The organism is Alteromonas aquimaris (assembly GCF_026183695.1).
GTDB lineage: Bacteria > Pseudomonadota > Gammaproteobacteria > Enterobacterales > Alteromonadaceae > Alteromonas > Alteromonas aquimaris.
Map to the genome: position 1 here is coordinate 289,006 of NZ_JAPFRD010000009.1, position 19,302 is coordinate 308,307.

A 19,302-nucleotide genomic window follows, 5' to 3' on the forward strand; every position below is an offset into this window, starting at 1 on the left:
GCTGCCAGTATTCGCCGCTTAAGCAAAAGCGGCCTGTTCCGCTTTAATCATATCGACCGCTTTTTCGGCTATCATGACCGTAGGGGCGTTGGTGTTACCACCCACCAGTGAGGGCATGACTGAGGCATCAACCACCCGCAAGCCTGCTACTCCACGCACTTTCAATTCTGGCGTGACTACCGCCATGGGATCATCTTCCCGACCCATTTTGCAGGTACCGACCGGGTGATAAATGGTTTCGGCTTTTTCGCGGATAAATGACAGAATCTCAGCGTCGGTTTGGACTGTTTCGCCAGGCAGCCATTCACTCCCCTTAAACTGTGCGAACGGCTCAGATTGAAGGATGTGACGCGCCAGTCGCACGGCTTCAATCATCACCTTTCTATCGTGTTCTTCAGCCAGATAATTAGGCTCTATCAACGGATGATCAGCGGGATGGTTGCTTTGTAAACCAATAAACCCTTTACTTTTCGGATACAGGCAACATACGTGCAAGCCAAATCCGTACCCAAACACAGAACGACGACCGTGATCGTTCAAAATTGCCGGCAAAAAGTGAAACTGGATGTCAGGCCCCTGCGTAGCCAGTGAAGAACGGGCAAACCCCCCTGCTTCGGCAATATTGGACGAAAATAGGCCTTTACGCGCGAACAGATATTGAAACATACCTTTGATGTAACGGGGTAAGGCAGAGGTGGCAACGGCGTAACCCTCATGGGCTTTGCAGCGAAATTGCACTATGGCGTCCAAATGGTCCTGCAGGTTCTGGCCGACGCCAGGCAAATCCGCTACCACATGAATTCCATGTTCCATCAGGGTTTCTTTTGGCCCCACTCCAGAAAGCATCAACAAATGGGGAGAGTTCACCGCGCCGCTGGATACCAGCACCTCACGGTTTGCCAGCAGGCGGCTGACACCGCTTTTAGAGCGAATTTGTACGCCCACAGCCCGGCCATGTTTGATAATAATTTTATCTGCCATGACATGGGTCATTATGGTCAAGTTAAGGCGCTTTTTAGCTTCTTGCAGATAGCCTTTAGCAGTGGAGCAACGCTGACCATTTTTCTGCGTCACGTGGTAATAGCCCAGGCCTTCCCGCTCATCACGATTGAAGTCATCTAATTTTGGTAATGAAACCGCATCTGCGGCAGCGACAAAAGCGTCGGAAAGCACACTGGTGTGGCGCAGTTTCTCGACACTTAACGGGCCGCCTACGCCATGAAATTCGTCACTGCCACCGAAATAGTTCTCGGCTCGCTTGAAGTAAGGCAAAACAGATTCAAAGTTCCAGCCTGTCGCACCCTCTTCCTCCCAGCGGTCATAATCCTGCATTTGTCCACGAATATAGCACATGGCATTAATGGAACTACTGCCACCTAACGTTTTACCTCGCGGCCAGAACATTTCACGTTCATTTAAATGCGCTTGCGGTTCAGTATGATACCCCCAACCAATCCCCTCAAAACGACTGAGTAACGATAAACCGAAAGGAATATGGATAAGCGGATTGGCATCTTTGCCCCCGGCTTCCAAAAGACATACTTTCATGGCAGGGTTTTCGGATAATCTGGCGGCAAGAACCGCACCTGCCGAACCACCACCTACAATGATGTAATCAAATTGTTCAACAGATTCTTGCATAGACTTTCTCGCTGACTAACTGCTCTTACCACTTTAGCAAATTTTACCCACTTCGAGGTAGCGAAAATATGAATGAACAGGTATTTTGTGTTAAATCGAAGGACCAGTAACAAAATGATCGTAACAGGACCGCATGAAAGCGTTGAATTGGCAGGATAAGTTAAAAGTAATAGGCAGCGCTCTGCTAATTAAAATGGGTAAACTGCCGTACGATAGATTCACCGAGGAAGAACTTAACGATCTTCTACCTGAATACTTCCCTGTTAACATCCCACTGGCGCTGCCAGCGGTGAGCGCAAGCGTAGAGTTACTGGAAGGCAGACTAAAACTGGATGCGCAGCCTGGACGCATTACCTTACAGCTACTTGCTGGTATTCATATCACGGCCGTTGCCTCAACGCTTTATCGAGCCCACCTGATGATCACAGTGAGCGGTAGGCCTGATTACAACCCTCAAACCCATGTACTGGGTTTAGTGCAAATTCGCGTTGACAGCATCAACCTGGTTAATGATGAATATGCGTTAATAATGGATGCACATCACTTAATGGATAAAATTTTGCCTCTGACTATCCCCAAATCTATGGGCCGCTTAGTCGGCAGTCCACTGTTCGGCGCATTGAGTATGGTCACCGGCGGCACCAGCGACCTAGCCCGCAACTACTTTAGTATGTACCTGGAAGGCAGCAAACAGCGCATCCTTGATTACCACCGCCCGCAAATTGAAACAGCGTTACTCGATAACTTGGCTAACTACCCAACAGAATATGTCATGCGTGAGGATCACTGGCGTGAATATGTGTTTCGCCGCTGGGGTAAGCGGGTAGCAGTTGAAGAAGGTGAATTGCGTTTTTTGTTTTAGTTTGGTGTTGATGGCCAGTTTGATTGTTGCTTGGTTAGTTTTAGATCGGCTTGCTGCCCATTGCATACCATCGCTATTCGCGAAGAGTTTTTCTCACGTCACTGCAACCCCGTAGTCAAGGAATACTACAGAATACTAGTCAGCGCTGGGCCCCCAGAAAAGTAGCATTAATAGCCTGTGTCAGAAAGATGGTTATAGCGCTGAATTCAATGCTAAGAGATGGGGTAATGTGGTAAGCGCTAAAGGCTGTAAATTAGCTATTGTTGCCATCGTCTTTTTTTGCGCAACTCGCTACACCTGTAGCGCCTTGCTACAATAAATCCATTCTTTAGAGGAGATATCTTATGTCTAATGTAAGTGTAAGGCTAGACCATGATTTTGTAGAAAAAGCGTCTATTATGGAAAAGCGCTAAATCGCACAATGCCTAAACAAATAGAACGTTGGGCAAAAATTGGTGGAATGATGGAGGACAATCCAGGTTTGCCTTATGAATTTGTAAAACAAGCAATCATATCGAAGGCGGAAAAAGATACTGGGAAGTTGGAGCCGTACGAATTTGGCTAAAATGACTAGTGTTTTACAGACAACGAGTTTCAAAAAGGCGGTAAAGAAAATGCATCAAAACCAGAAAAAGGATTTAGATAAAGCTAAAAAAAACTTATCGATTGAATCGACCCTAATTTCCTAGAAGTCCATTAGACAGGTAAGCCGTCCGAGTCAAGTCAGCTTAACCTTTTAGCGCAGTTGTTGGCGTGGCAAAAATGAGGCAGCCGCTATCCGCTCAGAGTCGCCATCCTACTTCATTCCTACTCATCACTCACAATGGAAAGCGGCGTATCGTTGCTATGCTCGCCGATATCTTCGATACTAAGTGTCGGGTCATCCACGCTGGCTTCGAGCATTTCAAAGGCTTCAACGAAATAGTCAGCTAAGGGCTGCAATGACTTGATGTTTTTATTGCAACAGACCATGCCTACATTGGCTTTGCCGGCATAGGTCATCAGGGTAATGTTAACCCCGCCGCCAGGTGTCATGGTAGAAATTGGGTAGCATGCAAGTAGTTTACTGTCTTTTAAATAGCGTTGTTCCTGTGGGCCAGGTACATTTGATACCAACAGATTTGCGATTGGCTTTATCAGCGACGATAAACGTAGCAATTCAAACACCAGCGCGATGGACTGAATAACGATGGTGTAAGCGCTGAACGAGCCAGGGTGGGCGTGTTGGGCGGCGAATTTGACAATTCGATGATTAATTATGATCTGGCGTAAGCGTAAATAGGGATCTTGTTCACCGTGGGCCAGTTGCACCGGCACGATCGCAATTTTATTTCCCGACGTTTTGTCACCCGGTTTGCGCAGATTAATCGGCATATTGGTGTATAAGGCTTTTTTGAAAACATGGCCATTATCCTGCAATAGGCGATGCACGCCAATATCAAAGGCACATAACAACACTTCATTAGCCGTTGAGCGGGTGCGTTTTGCCACTGCCCTAACCCGTGCAAAATCTAATTCCATGGTAGCCACCGCCCTCCCCGGCTTGACCTGGCCGGTTAATACAGTCTTTGTACCCGTAAAGGGCACAGGCATGTAATGGCTATTAATGCGAATGATCTTTAAAAACAGGCGCACAAAGATGATGATAAGATCCAGCGCAATATGGAAAAAGTTTTTGATACTTTCCACTACTCTGCGCCACAACTTAGGTCTTGGCCGACGTTTGCGCATTCGTTTGACCGCCCACACGGGTAAGAAACTTTCGTTTTTCGGCTGAGGTAAATAGCCTGCCTGAAACCAGCGAACCAAGGTAGCCCCATCGCCATACAGGTGATGTACCCGGGCATAAATAGCAAACAGATTACTTTTACCATCGTAAATAAAGTGGTATTGCCACAAGGGCTTATCTGAATCCAACCGCGACTCGTGGATACGTGCAACAAAATTATCCAGCGCTACTTTATCGTCAATTGCCTCTACTTGATGCAATTGCACATGGTAGTCCATTTGCATTGACTTAACGGGTTGCAACCCCATGGGGTATCCGAATATTGCCTTAACGCGGCAATTAAACGGAGGGCATGCGCGCGAAAATGCTTTAACGTCTTCGTAAAGCTGGCGGATATAACACGCTCCCTCCACCCCCTTAGGCATTTCCAGCAATTGCAAGCAAGCCACATGTTTTGGGTTGGCATCAGATTCGGTTAACCAAAATGATTTATCCAAAAATGAAAGCGACTTACCCATCCGGTTAACTCCTAACTTAAGTCGGGAAGATTAGAATTAAGGTGGCTCACACTATGCGACTGAATAGCGTTGAGAATATGTTTAATGGCTGATTCGGACAGTTTTAAGCGGGGTAACAGGTTTACCATCATTAAAGAGAGTACGTGGTAAAGTCTTCCTTCCGTATTTTGTTGCATAAATGGCTTACTGCTTTGGCTCGCCTGTGTCATTAGCAACGTCAGCGATTCAACTAACAAAGGACGTTCATAGCTGGACAGCATTATTTCGTCTGTACTTTGTAACCTTTTAAAAATAGCATCAAGTTGACCATCCAGCGCTTTTAGCAATAGCTTCTGCGGTGACTGTATGGAGGGATATTTTTCGACAAGGTCTGCTGGACTTCGATAGAGAAAGCGAAATAAGTCGAGCTTCTCAATTAAAATATAGAAGTAATAAAACAGATCTTCGGCGTGAATATTTTCCACCAGCGAGCGATTAAGTGAGCTAAGAAGTTGCTTTTTATGTAATGCCATCAAAGCATCGATGATTACTTCTTTCCCTTTGTAATGGTAATAAAGATTACCAGGGCTGATATCCAGTTCCATCGCAATATCCACACTGGTGACAGCGTTTTCTCCTTGCTCATTAAAGAGTTCCAGGGCGGTTAATATAATTCGTTCAGCGGTTTTCATTTATATAAACACCAGGTAAAGCTGAGCAAAGCCCGCCATCATGCCAAGCATTGCTCCCACGACAATTAACTTCCATTCATCTTGTTGGTATGCGGGGCGCAAGACCCCTTCAAATTCTGATGACGAAAGCGCCTGCATGCGCTGACTTAAATCTTCCCCCACCCTTAACGCCCCGTTTGCATAATCATAGGCGTAATGCAGATATTTTTCTGAATTATCGAAAATTAACCGTACCGCCAGTGCTTTCATTTTATAAAAATTATCAGATCCTACCCCTAGCGCGAAGTAAGGTTGTGCCACTGCAATGTAACGTTCTATTGCATCATTAACATGCAGCTCAATTAGCTCCAGTAATTGAGCCGATCCCGAGCCATGCAGAATAATATGAGTGATGTTTTGGGGAGTAATAAGTTTGCGCTCGATGATGTCCGCATACACGATAGACACTTCGCGCTGACGTTTGAGAAACATACCCTGTATGATAAACGGACCAATTCTAATCGGGTTCTTGGGTTCAAATATGATTTTAATGGCAATCCAGTTTGTCAGATATCCTACTAACAAGCCGCCTAACGGCAATATCCACCAGACCTGATAAAAGTGCCATAGCAGCATCGTAGGCAGACCGAAAAGAAAGCCGAAATAAAAGCCGGATTTTATGATAAATGGAAATTCCCGCGCACCGGCTGTTAAAAATATTTCGTTGATAAGTTCGGGGTTATTCACCAGTTGTTCGACAACCAGCTCTTTTATATCGAGGATTTCACTTACATTATGTTGAAAATCTTCCACCATCTTACGCACCACGTGCGGCAAGTCATTTTCGATGCGTTTATAAACTAAATTCTTACCCTGCACGGGCAAAGAGGCCCAAAGTTGAGGGGCTGACTCCTGCATAACATCATTGATGACCCGTCTGACAACTTGATGAAGACGTCGCTCGATCGCTTGGGTAAGGGCTGCCGGTTCAATTCGTTCAGCCAGTTCTTCTACACTTAGTAGTTTACCCAGCACCAGCTCAACTTCAATTTCAGCCATTTGACGACGTTTAGCCGGGATCAACCCTTGCCAGCCAAAGATAGGTTTGATCCCGACAAACTCAATCGGGTAAAACATCATTTTTACTGCCAGATAGTTTGTCCCCCAGCCAACAATAGCGCTGATCAGCGGGATCGATAACAACGTTAGCGTTTCAACATTCCAGTCCATTTATAGCGCAGTCACTTTATACAATTTATTGTCAAACCTCATCCTGAAGGCTACTGGCTGCGTAACCAATAATCAATCTTTAATGTAATTAACGTTATGAATTCTGAGGTTTTAGACACAAATGCCAAAATTAGATAGTGGTTTCTAAATGATTTACCTACACTTAGCGATCGCCCAGCTTCCCCACTCAGTATCAGGAGGGCTTTATGGCTTTGTTTGACCGCCGCCTCGCCAGCATTGAAGCGGCTATTGAAAATGCACGCTCGTACGCAGAATACCATGAGGCCTGTCTGGCTCATGACGCCATTTCGGGCGCGGATGAGTGGAAAGCAAAAGATCCCTGTCGCGAATACGATTATCGCTTGATTAGAAAGCGCGTTCAGCGGATGCAATTGGCGCGTAGCAAAGGTGATAATATTGCGTTAATGTCCATCATTCATGAGGGATTACATGGGAATTTAGGTAACATCGCCAACCCCGCGCTTTACGGTCGTTGCAAAATTGGCACAAAAAACCTTATTGAAACATTCCTGCATGAAGTCGTCATAGCGTTGGACAGTATCTTTGATGCCAATGATGATGAAATCGACTTTTATTATAAACTGTCGTTTTTTGAAGAAACTGCCCATGCTTTTGGCCGAAGTTGCTTAATGCTTTCAGGTGGCGCGGGTTTAGGTTTTTTTCACGCTGGGGTGGTCAAGTCTCTGAATGAGCGCGATTTGTTACCTACCGTAATTTCAGGAGCCAGCGCCGGTTCCATTATAGCGGGCATGATTGGCACACGTAGTCATGACGAATTATTAGAAGCGCTCAGCGCAGAATACATTCACGAGCACTTTCAACAGTGGCGACACTGGGCAGGCTTTGGACAAAAGAGTTTGTTAGATAGCCGGGCATTGGAAAACGCGTTAATTACGCTGTTTGATGTAATGACCTTCGAAGAAGCATTAAAGAAGACCGGGCGTCATATCACCGTCTCCGTCTCACCTTCTGATTTACACCAACATTCCCGCTTATTGAACGCCAAAACTTCACCGAATGCTATTATCACTCAGGCCGTCCGCGCATCTTGTGCGGTTCCCGTTTTATTCAGTCCGGTGCAGTTAAGAGCAAAAACTAATAAAGGCGACATTGTTCCGTATATCCCCAACCGACGCTTTGCAGATGGCTCCCTGATGGCCGATTTGCCCTTTGAACGGTTATCTCGTTTATATGGTGTCAACCATAGTATTGTGAGCCAGACTAACCCGTTAGCCGTACCCTTTTTGTCATCTAATCGTACCCACGCCACATCCTTGTACGATCTGGCATGGCGACACGTGGGTCAATTGGCCAAAGATAACAGTATTTTTGCGTTTGATGTAATGGAGCGGTTTATTTCGCACAAAGGTGCAAAATTGGCGATCCATAAAGTGCGCTCTATTATCGATCAGCAATATGTGGGTAATATTAATATTTTGCCCGAGAAGCAACTTCGGAACGTTGCCCAAGTTTTGGCAAATCCCAGTTTGAACAGTATCAGGCAACTAATTGAGAGTGGCGAGCGGGCCACCTGGCCGCAGCTGGATGTAATCGCTCGTAATACCAAAATCAGTGAGACATTAAGGTATTATTTAAAATTGTTAAAGCGCAGAGAAGCTGAGTTACTGGGCCATTGACAAATCAAATTTGGTAGATACTTTTACTGAATAATCAGGAAATAATGCCATTTATCAAACAATTAAAGTAAAGTTAACGTGCTACAGAAGTACGTTGAGGAAAAAAATCGCGGTGAGCAAAAAAGTAGAAAGTCCGGATAATATTTATACCCAACAGGTAAAAAACCTGGTGGATTTAGTCTATCCACAGGAGTCTGGGCAAGGTTCCGTGTATGAGGACGCCCGTCATTTTTTCACCGTTACCCCCTCCTTAGAAGATCACGCCCATGATTTAAAAATGCAAATTGGCAGTGTGCGCCCCTCTCAAAAAGAGAGTGACAAAGCCGCTCAACTAAAGCAAAAGCTCAAAAAAGCTCAACTCAAACTTGAAGAAGAAAGACTCGAGCGGGTTGGCCGTATCCACGAAGTCGCGAGAAAGTTACTGGATTTATGTGAAGGCGATAGCTACGAAGAAACGCAACTATTGAGCGCCAAGTTTCTTGGTACGATCATGCTGCAAACACGCGGTAAGGTGGCCGGTTTTCAACGTTTTCATCAACGATTAAAGCCATTATACAAGGCAGTACTCACATTACGTCTGACCGATAAAATGTTCCAGGAACAAACGGTCAAAAACCCTTACCTCATTGAACATAAAAACGCGTTAAGCCGTTTCGACGGCGACAGCAATGTATTAGAAAAGTGGCAAACAGGGTTAGCTATTCCGCTCATTTGCGCGGCAATTCTGCAGGACATCGGCTTACAGAGCCCAGATGTACTCTTACTGTTGCGCGGTGCTGACAATGAATTAGATGAATTTCGAGTACTTGAGGCAGAACAACGCAAAGCCCTATTAAAATATAATTATCAATACACGATGGATTATCTTAAAAAAGGGTTAGGTATTCCTAAATACGTGGGTAATAATAAAGAAGAACGAGATGAGTTTGTTGCGCATCATAAGGCGGCGAACCAGTTTATGCATACCATTGCGAAAGATGCGTTCGTCAGTAAATCCGGTTTAGGCGAGTTACTCAAGATACCCCAGATTTATGCATCCATCGTGTTATCCACGAAGCCAGATTACTCACGGAAGGAACTCCCAAAAGGGTATTTGTTAATTGAGCAACTAGCTAAAAAAGGTGCTTTAAACGAAAAGCTGGCAGAAGCCTTCATTAAAATTGTAGGCTATTTTCCGCAAGGCTTTGGCATTACCTTTATTCCAGTTAATGAACGCGGAGAAGAAAAAAACCAGTATGAATGTGCTGTCGTGAGTCGACTTAACCCTTCACACCCTGCCGAGCCTATTTGTAGGGTAGCCACGCGAAATTTGACGTATATCGCATCTGGAAACGATGAAGTGATTCAACGGGCGCGAAATTTATTTTTTGCGGCAAATCAGAAAAAGTTGATGCGAATAGGTAAAGACAGATTAATTGAAATTATGAGCCAGCTTTCAAAAGATTTTGACCCTGAAAATATTGAACAGTTAGTTCCCCCATTTTGGGAACCAAACGACTTCTTTTCGTTCAAGAAAAATCAAAATATGTGGAATAAAGGCTAGTTTCACCCGTTTACCCACTATGCTCCTGCAACCTTTGTGCAAGACGATAAATTGTATCGATAAGAAATGGGTAACGCCAGGCGCTAATGTTATAACCCCCTCGCCAATTCTACACAAAGAAGGTAGATAGCTACGCCACTCTTTCATCTCTCCAATTAATGGGAAATCGCACCCATCGGGGTCCTGAAAAGATGATGCGCTAAAAATCAATGGCGACTTTATTTAGCGCAAATGGCTAGTACACGTTTGCCTTAGCATTCGGTATTCAGCGACAAATCACAGGCATGGCTTGTCGCTGACTTGAATCAAATTATTTTTTAGTTGTGGGTTTAGCTGTGGTCCGTCGGCTTGCTGGTGGAGCTTTACGTCGGTTAGCAACAGCCCGGGATTTTGGTGAAGATGTTGTCTTAGTAACCTTGTCTTCCGTCGGTTTTTTTTGTTCAGACGAAATTTGTTTACTAGGTGCCGTTTGTTTTTCTGTTTTTCGAACGGTTTGTGCTTTCACTGCTTTTGGTTTTTCTTTTTCCGCAGCACTTTTGGCCTCTTCAGCCGCTTTGGCTTTTGTAGCTGCTTGCTTAGCGGCCAGTAATGCAACGTGTTCAACCAACGCGTCCACTTTAGCGGACAGCACATCAAGCTGGGCTTCGCGTAGACGTTTTTGTGAACGACCAGGGGTCATTGCCGTAACGATTGGGTTATGGGTTACCGCGTCATGTAACGTCCCCAATACTGCCTGAGGATTAAGTGTAGCGCGCATTCTTGCTTCGATGGCTTCACCCTTATGCTGAAGTTCATCAAACAGTTGATGGGATTCATCGATTCTATCATTCACGGTAGCAGTCACCTTTGACAATTGCGCTGCCAGCAAGTCTGCACCTGCCTCGAACCAGCCAAGGAAAGGGGATGGACGTTGTTCAGAATTTCTCATACATGCTCCAAAGCTAAATTGACAAAGATTAACGTTTAAAAGTGAAAAGCCCCGGCTGGACCGGGGCTGTAGAATTACTTGTTAGCTGCAAGTTTAGCTACGGCTTCTGTAAGTGCGTCAATCTTGGCAGATAATTCTTCTATTTTCTGATCAGATTGCTCTACGTCCAGCCCTAACTTTTTTCTAACTTCACTAACACGAGACTCTACGTCATTCGTAGTCGCTTTAAACTTACTACGTGCGTCGTCTTCAAGTGTTTCACCTTTTTGTACTAAGTCGTCAAACATTTTGCTAGCTTCTTCGCTTAACTTTTCGTAACGACCTTGTGCTTGTTCCACACTCTTACCATACGCACCTAAACCTGCTAACCAGATTTTACGCGCAAAGTCTTCAGCTTCGTTGAATTTACCTTTGATACTATCAGTCTTAACCATGGGGATTTCCTCACTCATTAACCAAGTTGGTCAAAGAATAACCTTCCCAATTAGAAACCGCATACTAAAAGCACAAAAATTTTGATTTTTTATTGGAGGGAGTGAAGACCTATCGTATTGCCTTCAGTGTCTTTGAATATTGAGATGAATCCGTATTCACCGATGGACATTTTCGGGCGCTGAACCTGGCCACCCGCCTGATTCACTCGGCTCTCTTCCAGCGCACAGTCGTTACACGAAAAGTACACAATGACGCTGTTGTTACCAGCACAAACGTCAGGGATTTTCACTAGCGCTCCACCCGCTCCATACTTATCCATGTCAGAGGGAAAGGAATGCATAATGACTCCTTCATTGGTGGGGTCTGTTATTTGTTCAAGACTTACCGCAAATACCTGTTGATAAAACGTCTTGGCTCGCTCCATGTCATCAACGTATATTTCAAACCATCCCACGGGATTACCTTGCATAATATTCTCCTGATGTCAGTTTTCTGTACATCAAGATATAGCAGATAATTTTTCATTCCACCCATAATAAAAAAGTGCCTTACAGCACTTTTTTATTAGTCGACCAAATCTTTTGGCATCTCGTCTCTCACTTCCTGCCAAACTTTGCCACTTTCAATACCATAATTGCGCACCACATTCGGTACCGCATCGTGGTCACCCTTTTCTGCAACTTCAAGCAGTTCAGAATAGTACTTTCGTGCAACATCGCGCGCACTTTTATGAGAGAAGAAATACCCACCGATACGAGAATACAAGCCTCTGAAACCGTTCATCATCAACACAAATACATTATTGTTTGATGCCAGCGCGAGATCATGGTTTATCTGATAATCGAGTTGCGCGAACGCTAGCCCGTCCTCTTCACAATCTTTATACCGAGCAATAATTTCTACCGATTTCTCAGGGTTATTACGAATGGCTCCGCGAATGAAGACGGCACTTAAATTTGTGCGCGCTGCTAACAAATTGTCTACTAATTCAGGAATACCTTCTTGGTCTAAACGAGCCAGGGTTTCAAGAATATTCAGGCCGCAGGTCTCCCAGAAATTATTCACTTTAGTGGGTTTGCCATGCTGAATCGTCAACCAGCCGTCGCGCGCCAGGCGTTGCAATACTTCACGCAAGGTGGTGCGAGTGACACCAATCAATTCGGATAGCTCTCGCTCAGCAGGTAGTATCGTTCCGGGTGGAAAGCGACCACTCCAGATCGATTCGACAATGTATTCTTCAGCAAATCCTGCTGGACTTTGAGCTTTGTAAATCATAACTGTCTCATTTACACCTTATTGTTTTTGTCGAACTGATTGTACCAGATGATTTTTTTTTGTCACAACCTTATATTGCAGATTAATTTCACACTATGGGCTGAGCGCACCAAAGTACGGAAAAATATCAGGCATAACCCACGGTTTTTGAACGCGTTTGACTTCCTACGCTCCAAAAATTAAGTTAGTCTTGGCCTTGCACGTATTAATTTTAAATAATGTGTAGAATAACAACAATGCTGCTTTTCGGGTCCATTCTGGTTCTCAAAAGCAAAAATAGAATAATTACGCGTCGCTGCGTTAAGGGCTACTCAATATGCAAATGTCAATGTCTGTTGCACTCTATCGCAACTTTCTAGGGCACGCACCCGACTGGTACAAAAAGACCATTCTTGCGTTTTTAATTATCAATCCTTTTCTATTTATGCTGAACCCATACATAGCGGGCTGGGCCCTGGTTTTGCAGTTCATTTTCACCTTGGCTATGGCGTTAAAATGCTATCCACTGCAACCCGGTGGTTTATTACTTATTGAAGCCTTGTTCATAGGAATGACTTCGCCAGACCATATGCTGCATGAAATTCAGCTTAACTTAGAAGTCGTGCTATTGCTGGTGTTCATGGTTGCCGGCATTTATTTCATGAAAGATTTATTAATGTTTCTGTTTACCAAACTGGTTATACGGGTAAAAAATAAGTTAATCCTCTCAGTGGCGTTTATTGCAGCGTCGGCCTTCTTATCTGCATTCCTGGACGCGTTGACGGTCATTGCCGTGATTATTAGCGTGGGCCTGGGTTTCTACACTATCTATCACAAAGTGGCGTCTGGAAAAGAGTTTCAGGCCGAGCACGATCATGACCATACTTCAGATGACGCTGTACCTGAATTAGGCCGTGGTGATTTAGATAATTTTCGTGCTTTTTTAAGAAATCTGCTTATGCACTCGGCGGTGGGTACAGCCCTTGGTGGCGTAATGACCATGGTGGGAGAACCGCAAAACCTGATCATTGCTGATAAGGCCGGTTGGGATTTTATTGAATTCTTTCTGCGCATGAGCCCAATTACGATCCCGGTATTTATTTTTGGTGTTTTAACCACCATGCTGCTTGAAAAGGTAAAGTGGTTCTCTTATGGCGCACAGATGCCCGACAACGTGCGCGCGATTTTGGCTAATTACGACAAGCATAATGATGAGACAAGAACGCCCAGAGATACCGCCAAACTGATGGTACAAGCCCTCATTGGTATTTGGCTGATTGTAGGTCTTGCCCTGCACATGGCTTCAGTGGGACTGATCGGATTATCTATCATCGTCTTGGCAACATCTATGAGCGGGGTTATTGAAGAGCATGCCTTGGGTAAGGCGTTTGAAGAAGCACTCCCTTTTACAGCCTTATTATGTGTCTTTTTTGGGATCGTGGCTGTCATTATCGACCAAGGGCTATTTTATCCGGTGATCAATTGGGTACTAACCTTTGAGGGCAAAACACAGTTAGTTATGTTCTATTTAGCCAATGGCGTGTTATCGATGGTCAGTGATAATGTTTTCGTGGGCTCAGTGTATATCACTGAGGTTGCTGCGGCATTAAAAGAAGGCGTGATCACACGCGACGAATTCGACATGCTTGCTGTCGCAATTAACACGGGTACCAATCTACCCAGCGTAGCCACGCCAAACGGCCAAGCAGCGTTTCTATTCCTACTTACGTCTGCCATCGCACCATTATTGCGATTATCTTACGGCAAGATGGTGTATATGGCCCTGCCCTATACTGTGGTGCTTACTATCGTGGGCTTAGCCGCTACCTATTTTAATCTTTTGGATATGACAGAAATATTATATGAGATGCAGTGGATTGAACACCATACAGCGGATACAGTCTCTGGTGATGCGAGCCACTAAACAAGCGAGGTTGCGATAAATGGTAAAGGGGTTAAGTCGCTGGGCTGGTCATCGTTCATCGTGGTTGCTACTTTTTTTAAGTGCGCTCGCATTGATATTGACAGCCCTATATTTCCAATATGAAAAGGGGCTTGCCCCTTGTATAATGTGTATCTATCAGCGCACGGCCATGTTTGGCATTATGCTGGCAGGCCTTCTGGTTGTATTGCTTAACACCTTGCCAACCCGCGTAGTTGGTTTTGCTGGCTGGGGCATATCCTCAGGCTGGGGCTGGCTGCTTGCACGCGAGCATGTGGATATTCTGCATGCGCCTAATCCATTTTTTGCCAGTTGTGAAATAGTTCCAAACTTTCCATCGTGGGCGCCTTTGCACGAATGGCTACCAGCCGTTTTCGCTGCAAAGGGAGACTGTTTAGAGGATAGTTGGCGCTTCATGGATAAAGGTATGGCTGAATGGATGATGATCATTTTTGCGGTATATTTCGTTATGTGTATCACCTTTTTACTGATCAGGTTAGTGGGTAGCCGTCGATTTTGATAGATCTTTCCATTTTGCCAAGCAGGCTGCCGGCGATACAGTCGTCGGAAGGCCCCTTCACTATCGAACGTATTGCAGCAAAACATGTGGACACGTTGTGTGAGGCGGGTCAACATTCCATTGAATATGTGCGCCCTTGGCTGGGCACCAGTTTGTGCCCGGTAACGATACCCGCTGCGAAGCAATGCATTGCTTCGCTGGAATTAAGTCGACAGCAAAACTATGGCATTGCTTATTTGTTGTTGTCTGAATTTCAATGTTTGGGAATGGGGGTAATTAATTACATCCATCCTCTTCATCTTAATGCCAACTTAGGTTTTTGGATTAGGCCTGAAGCTTCGGGTAAAGGATTAGCTGTGGCGTTAAGCCAGCGTTTGATTAAATTGGCTTTCGAACAGATGAAGCTGGTTCGGCTAGAGTTGCTGGTGGAACCTGCCAACCAAGCCAGCTTAAGGGTCGTGCAAAAACTCAATGCGGAAAAAGAAGCGCTTTGTCGCAAGCGTGTATTGGGCAGAGATGCCCTGCTCTTTAGTTTGACTCGTTAGCCTTCAAGAAGGGGTTGATATAAAACCTTGACGAATGAAGACCAGGCCTATTGGGGGTCGTCGGATATCCCTAACTGCAGTCAATTTCTGAGAGCTGGTGTGATTGAGGGTGATCATCGAAGAAACTCTACAATTTATCTTCCAAGTGATTTCCCCTCAATTAAGCCCCACTCATAATACTAGGCGCAATTATCTTTATTCAACCAACTCTTTTAACTTTTCCCTCACCACCGGCTCTAATCGGGTGAGGCCCCATTGCTTCCCTGTTGTGATAGCAGCGTCAATATCCTGATGTTCTACACCTTCGTTTAGAGCGACTAGTGCCCCCACTCTATTGCCGCTAGCGCAATGCACCAGGATGGGTTCACCACGGTTTTTCGCCAATGCCATCTCAAGTTTTGCCGCATTTTCCTGATTAATATCCTCTGGCCCAGCTACCGGTATATGATGATAACGCATGCCTAAGGAGTTAACGTAGGCTTTCTCATCCCAGTCCTGCTCTGAACGGGGCCGCAAATTAACAATATGTTTAACCCCTGATTCTTTCGCCTGCTTAAGCTGTGCTTTGGTGGGCTGGCCTGCAGAGTAAACGTTTAGCTTCGGATTTTTAATATTGCTAATTTCTGTCTGAAGGAGTGCATCTTCAGTGCTATTCGCCGCCATTACTCCAGCAATAAAACAAAATTGGAAAAAACTTATAAGTAGAAGTTTTCGCATCGTTATCATCATGTAAGGCCCCTGTTGTTTGAGTTAATGTAACTCGATTTTTTATACGTAGTTTGGCTGGAAAGCGTTTTGTAAAAAATAGCTGGTAAAGTATAGCAACTGCTTTGGCGAATAAAGAATTGAGCTCTTCGTTTGGCTGATTTTCAAACCGCGATTTACCAAAATCCTCCTCACCCGCCCCTATCGTGTCGGTCTCGGTAACGATTGACAATTAGCACTAGAAGGAACTTAATTGCGAATTAATTGTATGCAGCATCCCCGCGATCAACCTTGATCTCTGCACTGTCGATAAGCGTAAAATATTCTGTTGTTTTATCTAACTTAAGCTGCACTGACAAGGTGATAAATTCAGCTTCTGCGGACATTGCTTTAAATTTAGTTGCCACTCCAAATGCCACCGAGCCTTTTTGTTGAGTGCTCATCATCTTTTGCACATCACTTAAGTTGGCGTAAGCCTCCTCTGGCAGTTTAAAAGTATACTCGGTAAAAGAGGTGGCGGCAGAAAACCATCCTCCTTTCTGTGTTTTCTTAAGCTCTTGGGTTAGTACAAGAGGAAATCTATGCGTTTGTGTTCCCCGCGTAGTGTCAATATCGACGGTGAGTACTGTGTCTTCGACTTGCAGCGTAAAAGGGCTTTCCAGCTCCACTTTAGCCTGTAACTCAGAAGGATTTAATGCTGTTAAATAGCTTGCATTCCAGTCTTTAAATTTCAGCATTGTGGTGAGAGGGATGTTCGCACACCCAACCGAACTTAATGCAATTAAATATAGCAATATCCTTATCATTATTTTATTTCCTTATTCGTGGCTGCGCCAGTATGCTAGACGCTTCGTACAACATATACACCGACTAAATTAACGTTCGAACAATATACTATATCTAACACCCAGTTCACTGACCATTGTAATTGGCTGAGTATATTAATATGCCTAATTACTTACATCGCACTCCAGACCGTGGAGGTGTTGAATGATCAGCTCGGTATTACTTAATCGGCTGTAGTTCATATCGAGCATTCAAGCGCTTGGTGGGTTGAGACTAAAAGATAGCACTTACCTGGATGTGATTTTTCGTTTAAACGTGGATGCCGCACATTTTAGTTAAGACCCTCTTACTTGGAAACATCGCTAATTAGGTAAGCTTAGAAACCTGCACAAAGCCATAATACCAGTAAACATACTGCAGGAATTCTGGCTGGCAAGTAATGGGAAAAATGAGGTTTGCACGCACTTTTACTACCTAGCCGGTTGCTCAAGTGCATTTTGCTCAACATGGTTGATTAGCCGGGGAAAAAAGTCTAAAAACACTGTGTTTAATTCATGGTAATGGCGGTGAATATCTTCTACCGCACCTGAAAAAGAATTGGTAAAGCGGATGTTGTCGGCAATATTATCCAGGGCTAAGCCAACCCCATCCAGCGTCTCGTAGGATTTAAACCAGTCGTTTTTGGTTATGCTGATAACAGTCCGTTGCATCCTCGGTGGCATATCTGCAATACGAGCATTTAATAGCTGAAAACCTTTACGTTTAAATGTACTAAGTGACTGTTCATGAAAATCGCACCAATGTGCAATCAAAAAATGATCAAACAATACATCGATAGCGATACCTGCAAATCTTTTCCGTTTGGCAGCAAAATAATCTTTCGCTTGTCTTATCGCAGGGTCGTTATCGGTAAATTTATCTACCAAATAGTGATTTTCCAGGCCCCTTTTAACAGGGAGAGCTATCCGCTTAACCTGTCTTTTTCCACCAAAGTCACCAAGCAGGTTTCCATAAAAGGAATCTGCGGTTGGTTGTGCCAGATAAAGATGAGCGAGATAGTTCATACTGTACCTTACCTTTGTTCAGACTTTTTTAATGTAAGACATTTGATAAAACCTACAATCTCGTAGAATCAGGCCTTTTACTGACGCAGACTGCGCTGCAGCTAAGGAGTTTACTTACCATAAAAATGTTTTTTTAAGCTGCTCTTATATTTAAATTACTGAGCATTGATGTTTAGGAGATAACAAACACAAAATTTTAGCATAACGCGAAGCATAGGATACCCGGCCAGTCTGAGATCGATGCATGTGTTGTTGCACAGCGTGGAATATTGCGCGCGAGTAAGGGTGACGAAAGGATCACTAAAGTTAACGGTAAGGTATAAATATCGTTCGTTACAAATTATCAGGAACATCCGTGTTCTCAAAGTTCAGCTAATTACTATCGAAGTCGTTTTCATATTTACAATGACAGTAGGTATTTAAGAAAGTTTACTGTGAGTCGGAATGGCCTGGTTGGCTAGCCTCTCCTAAGATTCGGTTTGAGAAATGGATGCTTTATTACCGACGGGATATGGTTAGGAAGGGGATCTTCCGCCTTCGCGGAAGATGACCAATGGTAGCCGATGACAAATGGTAGCCGCTGACCAATGGTAGCCGCTGACCAATGATAGCCGATGACCAATGATAGCCGATGACAAATGGTAGCCGATGACAAATGGTAGCCGATGACAAATGGTAGCCGATGACAAATGGTAGCCGATGACTAATGGTAGCCGATGACCATTGGTAGCCGATGACCATTGGTAGCCAATGACCATTGGTAGCCTATGACTAATGTTAGCCGGTGACCATTGATAACCGGTGACCGCTGTTCGTGGAAGGTGATGGCTGGTCATTTGAGAGGCCACTGTTCGTTGGGAAAATACGCTCATTCCGCGAAAGGAGGCCTTACACACTTATTTATTAACGTATCGATTCGCTTCAGACGTATATGTCTAATCGGTGTTTTTTATCGCCCGATGGAGTTTCATCTGCCGCCTTCTGCGCATCTTTTTCTTTATTGTTTTCTTTCTCTGACTCAGGTGGATGATCACCTTTTTTTTGTTTATCCTGGCGGCGATGAGGCAAGTTTTCTTCTATTCGTTTGTACTGCTCTCGCTCAGAGACTTTGCGCTCATTGTCGTGAACTTCTTTTTCCTGCTGACTCAATGCTTCCGTCCGTGCCTCGGCACTGACTTGTTTCACCCTGTCATCAGGTTTGATAACCGCTCTACCTTGGCGGGGAATTACAGAAAATAATAAGTCATCACTCATGGCTACACCTTTAGCTACTCGCTTTTTATACGTAAAAA

General features: G+C 44.5%; 20 protein-coding genes and 1 pseudogene. 8 read left to right on the forward strand and 13 right to left on the reverse strand.

What is annotated here, in order from left to right; genetic code table 11:
* Nucleotides 1-18: 18 nt before the first annotated feature.
* Entirely contained in the window at nucleotides 19-1,641 is a 1,623-nt protein-coding gene (locus OPS25_RS07485; RefSeq protein ID WP_265617048.1) for a GMC family oxidoreductase, read from the reverse strand.
* Nucleotides 1,642-1,774: 133 nt separating this feature from the next.
* Here OPS25_RS07485 and OPS25_RS07490 point away from each other — a divergent pair, with 133 nt between their 5' ends.
* From OPS25_RS07490 to OPS25_RS07500, 3 genes and pseudogenes are all read left to right on the forward strand, one after another.
* Nucleotides 1,775-2,503 carry a DUF1439 domain-containing protein gene (locus OPS25_RS07490; RefSeq protein WP_265617049.1) on the forward strand — a complete coding sequence of 243 codons (729 nt, stop codon included), beginning with the start codon at nucleotides 1,775-1,777 and terminating at the stop codon, nucleotides 2,501-2,503.
* A 105-nt stretch (nucleotides 2,504-2,608) separates the two neighbouring features.
* Nucleotides 2,609-2,739 (forward strand): annotated as a pseudogene (locus OPS25_RS07495) (IS110 family transposase); the annotation flags it as partial.
* Nucleotides 2,740-2,924: 185 nt separating this feature from the next.
* Nucleotides 2,925-3,068, forward strand: a complete 144-nt coding sequence (locus OPS25_RS07500) for a TA system antitoxin ParD family protein (RefSeq protein ID WP_265617050.1) — start codon at nucleotides 2,925-2,927, stop codon at nucleotides 3,066-3,068.
* A 242-nt stretch (nucleotides 3,069-3,310) separates the two neighbouring features.
* Here the strand turns inward: OPS25_RS07500 and OPS25_RS07505 are convergent, their stop codons facing one another.
* The 3 genes from OPS25_RS07505 to OPS25_RS07515 are packed head-to-tail and all read right to left on the reverse strand — an operon-like array spanning nucleotide 3,311 to nucleotide 6,630.
* Nucleotides 3,311-4,750 carry a wax ester/triacylglycerol synthase domain-containing protein gene (locus OPS25_RS07505; protein ID WP_265617051.1) on the reverse strand — a complete coding sequence of 480 codons (1,440 nt, stop codon included), beginning with the start codon at nucleotides 4,748-4,750 and terminating at the stop codon, nucleotides 3,311-3,313.
* A gap of 11 nt (nucleotides 4,751-4,761) precedes the next feature.
* Nucleotides 4,762-5,421 (reverse strand): TetR/AcrR family transcriptional regulator, encoded by a 660-nt coding sequence (locus tag OPS25_RS07510; protein ID WP_265617052.1) that lies wholly within the window; start codon nucleotides 5,419-5,421, stop codon nucleotides 4,762-4,764.
* The gene (locus OPS25_RS07515; RefSeq protein WP_265617053.1) at nucleotides 5,422-6,630 is read right to left on the reverse strand and encodes a DUF445 domain-containing protein; all 1,209 of its coding nucleotides are present in this window, start codon (nucleotides 6,628-6,630) and stop codon (nucleotides 5,422-5,424) included.
* A 206-nt stretch (nucleotides 6,631-6,836) separates the two neighbouring features.
* On the opposite strand from OPS25_RS07515, the gene OPS25_RS07520 reads away from it, so the two are divergent.
* Both OPS25_RS07520 and OPS25_RS07525 read left to right on the forward strand, forming a co-directional pair.
* The gene (locus OPS25_RS07520; protein ID WP_265617054.1) at nucleotides 6,837-8,288 is read left to right on the forward strand and encodes a DUF3336 domain-containing protein; all 1,452 of its coding nucleotides are present in this window, start codon (nucleotides 6,837-6,839) and stop codon (nucleotides 8,286-8,288) included.
* A gap of 112 nt (nucleotides 8,289-8,400) precedes the next feature.
* Entirely contained in the window at nucleotides 8,401-9,831 is a 1,431-nt protein-coding gene (locus OPS25_RS07525) for a hypothetical protein (RefSeq protein WP_265617055.1), read from the forward strand.
* Between the two features lie 310 nt (nucleotides 9,832-10,141).
* Here OPS25_RS07525 and OPS25_RS07530 read toward each other — a convergent pair whose 3' ends face one another.
* From OPS25_RS07530 to fadR, 4 genes are all read right to left on the reverse strand, one after another.
* Nucleotides 10,142-10,759 carry a hypothetical protein gene (locus tag OPS25_RS07530; RefSeq protein WP_265617056.1) on the reverse strand — a complete coding sequence of 206 codons (618 nt, stop codon included), beginning with the start codon at nucleotides 10,757-10,759 and terminating at the stop codon, nucleotides 10,142-10,144.
* A gap of 74 nt (nucleotides 10,760-10,833) precedes the next feature.
* On the reverse strand, nucleotides 10,834-11,193 hold the full coding sequence (locus OPS25_RS07535; protein ID WP_265617057.1) for a phasin-related domain-containing protein: 360 nt from the start codon (nucleotides 11,191-11,193) through the stop codon (nucleotides 10,834-10,836).
* Nucleotides 11,194-11,282: 89 nt separating this feature from the next.
* Nucleotides 11,283-11,663 carry a VOC family protein gene (locus tag OPS25_RS07540; RefSeq protein WP_265617058.1) on the reverse strand — a complete coding sequence of 127 codons (381 nt, stop codon included), beginning with the start codon at nucleotides 11,661-11,663 and terminating at the stop codon, nucleotides 11,283-11,285.
* Nucleotides 11,664-11,758: 95 nt separating this feature from the next.
* Nucleotides 11,759-12,469 (reverse strand): fatty acid metabolism transcriptional regulator FadR, encoded by a 711-nt coding sequence (gene fadR, locus OPS25_RS07545; protein WP_265617059.1) that lies wholly within the window; start codon nucleotides 12,467-12,469, stop codon nucleotides 11,759-11,761.
* Nucleotides 12,470-12,785: 316 nt separating this feature from the next.
* Between fadR and nhaB the strand changes: the two genes are divergently transcribed.
* From nhaB to OPS25_RS07560, 3 genes are read left to right on the forward strand one after another with little or no spacing between them, the layout of a single operon-like run.
* Nucleotides 12,786-14,372 (forward strand): sodium/proton antiporter NhaB, encoded by a 1,587-nt coding sequence (gene nhaB, locus OPS25_RS07550; protein ID WP_265617060.1) that lies wholly within the window; start codon nucleotides 12,786-12,788, stop codon nucleotides 14,370-14,372.
* A 19-nt stretch (nucleotides 14,373-14,391) separates the two neighbouring features.
* Complete coding sequence (gene dsbB / locus OPS25_RS07555; protein ID WP_265617061.1) at nucleotides 14,392-14,910, forward strand: disulfide bond formation protein DsbB; 519 nt, start codon at nucleotides 14,392-14,394, stop codon at nucleotides 14,908-14,910.
* Nucleotides 14,907-15,455: a GNAT family N-acetyltransferase gene (locus OPS25_RS07560; protein WP_265617062.1), complete on the forward strand. Its 549-nt coding sequence runs from the start codon at nucleotides 14,907-14,909 to the stop codon at nucleotides 15,453-15,455. The genes dsbB and OPS25_RS07560 overlap by 4 nt, the downstream gene beginning before the upstream one ends.
* 195 nt (nucleotides 15,456-15,650) lie before the next feature.
* On the opposite strand, the gene OPS25_RS07565 is transcribed toward OPS25_RS07560, so the two are convergent.
* From OPS25_RS07565 to OPS25_RS07585, 5 genes are all read right to left on the reverse strand, one after another.
* Nucleotides 15,651-16,172: a protein tyrosine phosphatase family protein gene (locus tag OPS25_RS07565; protein ID WP_265617063.1), complete on the reverse strand. Its 522-nt coding sequence runs from the start codon at nucleotides 16,170-16,172 to the stop codon at nucleotides 15,651-15,653.
* A 248-nt stretch (nucleotides 16,173-16,420) separates the two neighbouring features.
* On the reverse strand, nucleotides 16,421-16,966 hold the full coding sequence (locus OPS25_RS07570; RefSeq protein ID WP_265617064.1) for a hypothetical protein: 546 nt from the start codon (nucleotides 16,964-16,966) through the stop codon (nucleotides 16,421-16,423).
* Between the two features lie 450 nt (nucleotides 16,967-17,416).
* Nucleotides 17,417-18,010: an acyl carrier protein phosphodiesterase gene (locus tag OPS25_RS07575; protein ID WP_265617065.1), complete on the reverse strand. Its 594-nt coding sequence runs from the start codon at nucleotides 18,008-18,010 to the stop codon at nucleotides 17,417-17,419.
* A 515-nt stretch (nucleotides 18,011-18,525) separates the two neighbouring features.
* Entirely contained in the window at nucleotides 18,526-18,882 is a 357-nt protein-coding gene (locus tag OPS25_RS07580; RefSeq protein ID WP_265617066.1) for a hypothetical protein, read from the reverse strand.
* A 49-nt stretch (nucleotides 18,883-18,931) separates the two neighbouring features.
* Nucleotides 18,932-19,264, reverse strand: a complete 333-nt coding sequence (locus OPS25_RS07585; protein ID WP_265617067.1) for a hypothetical protein — start codon at nucleotides 19,262-19,264, stop codon at nucleotides 18,932-18,934.
* Between the last annotated feature and the right edge of the window lie 38 nt (nucleotides 19,265-19,302).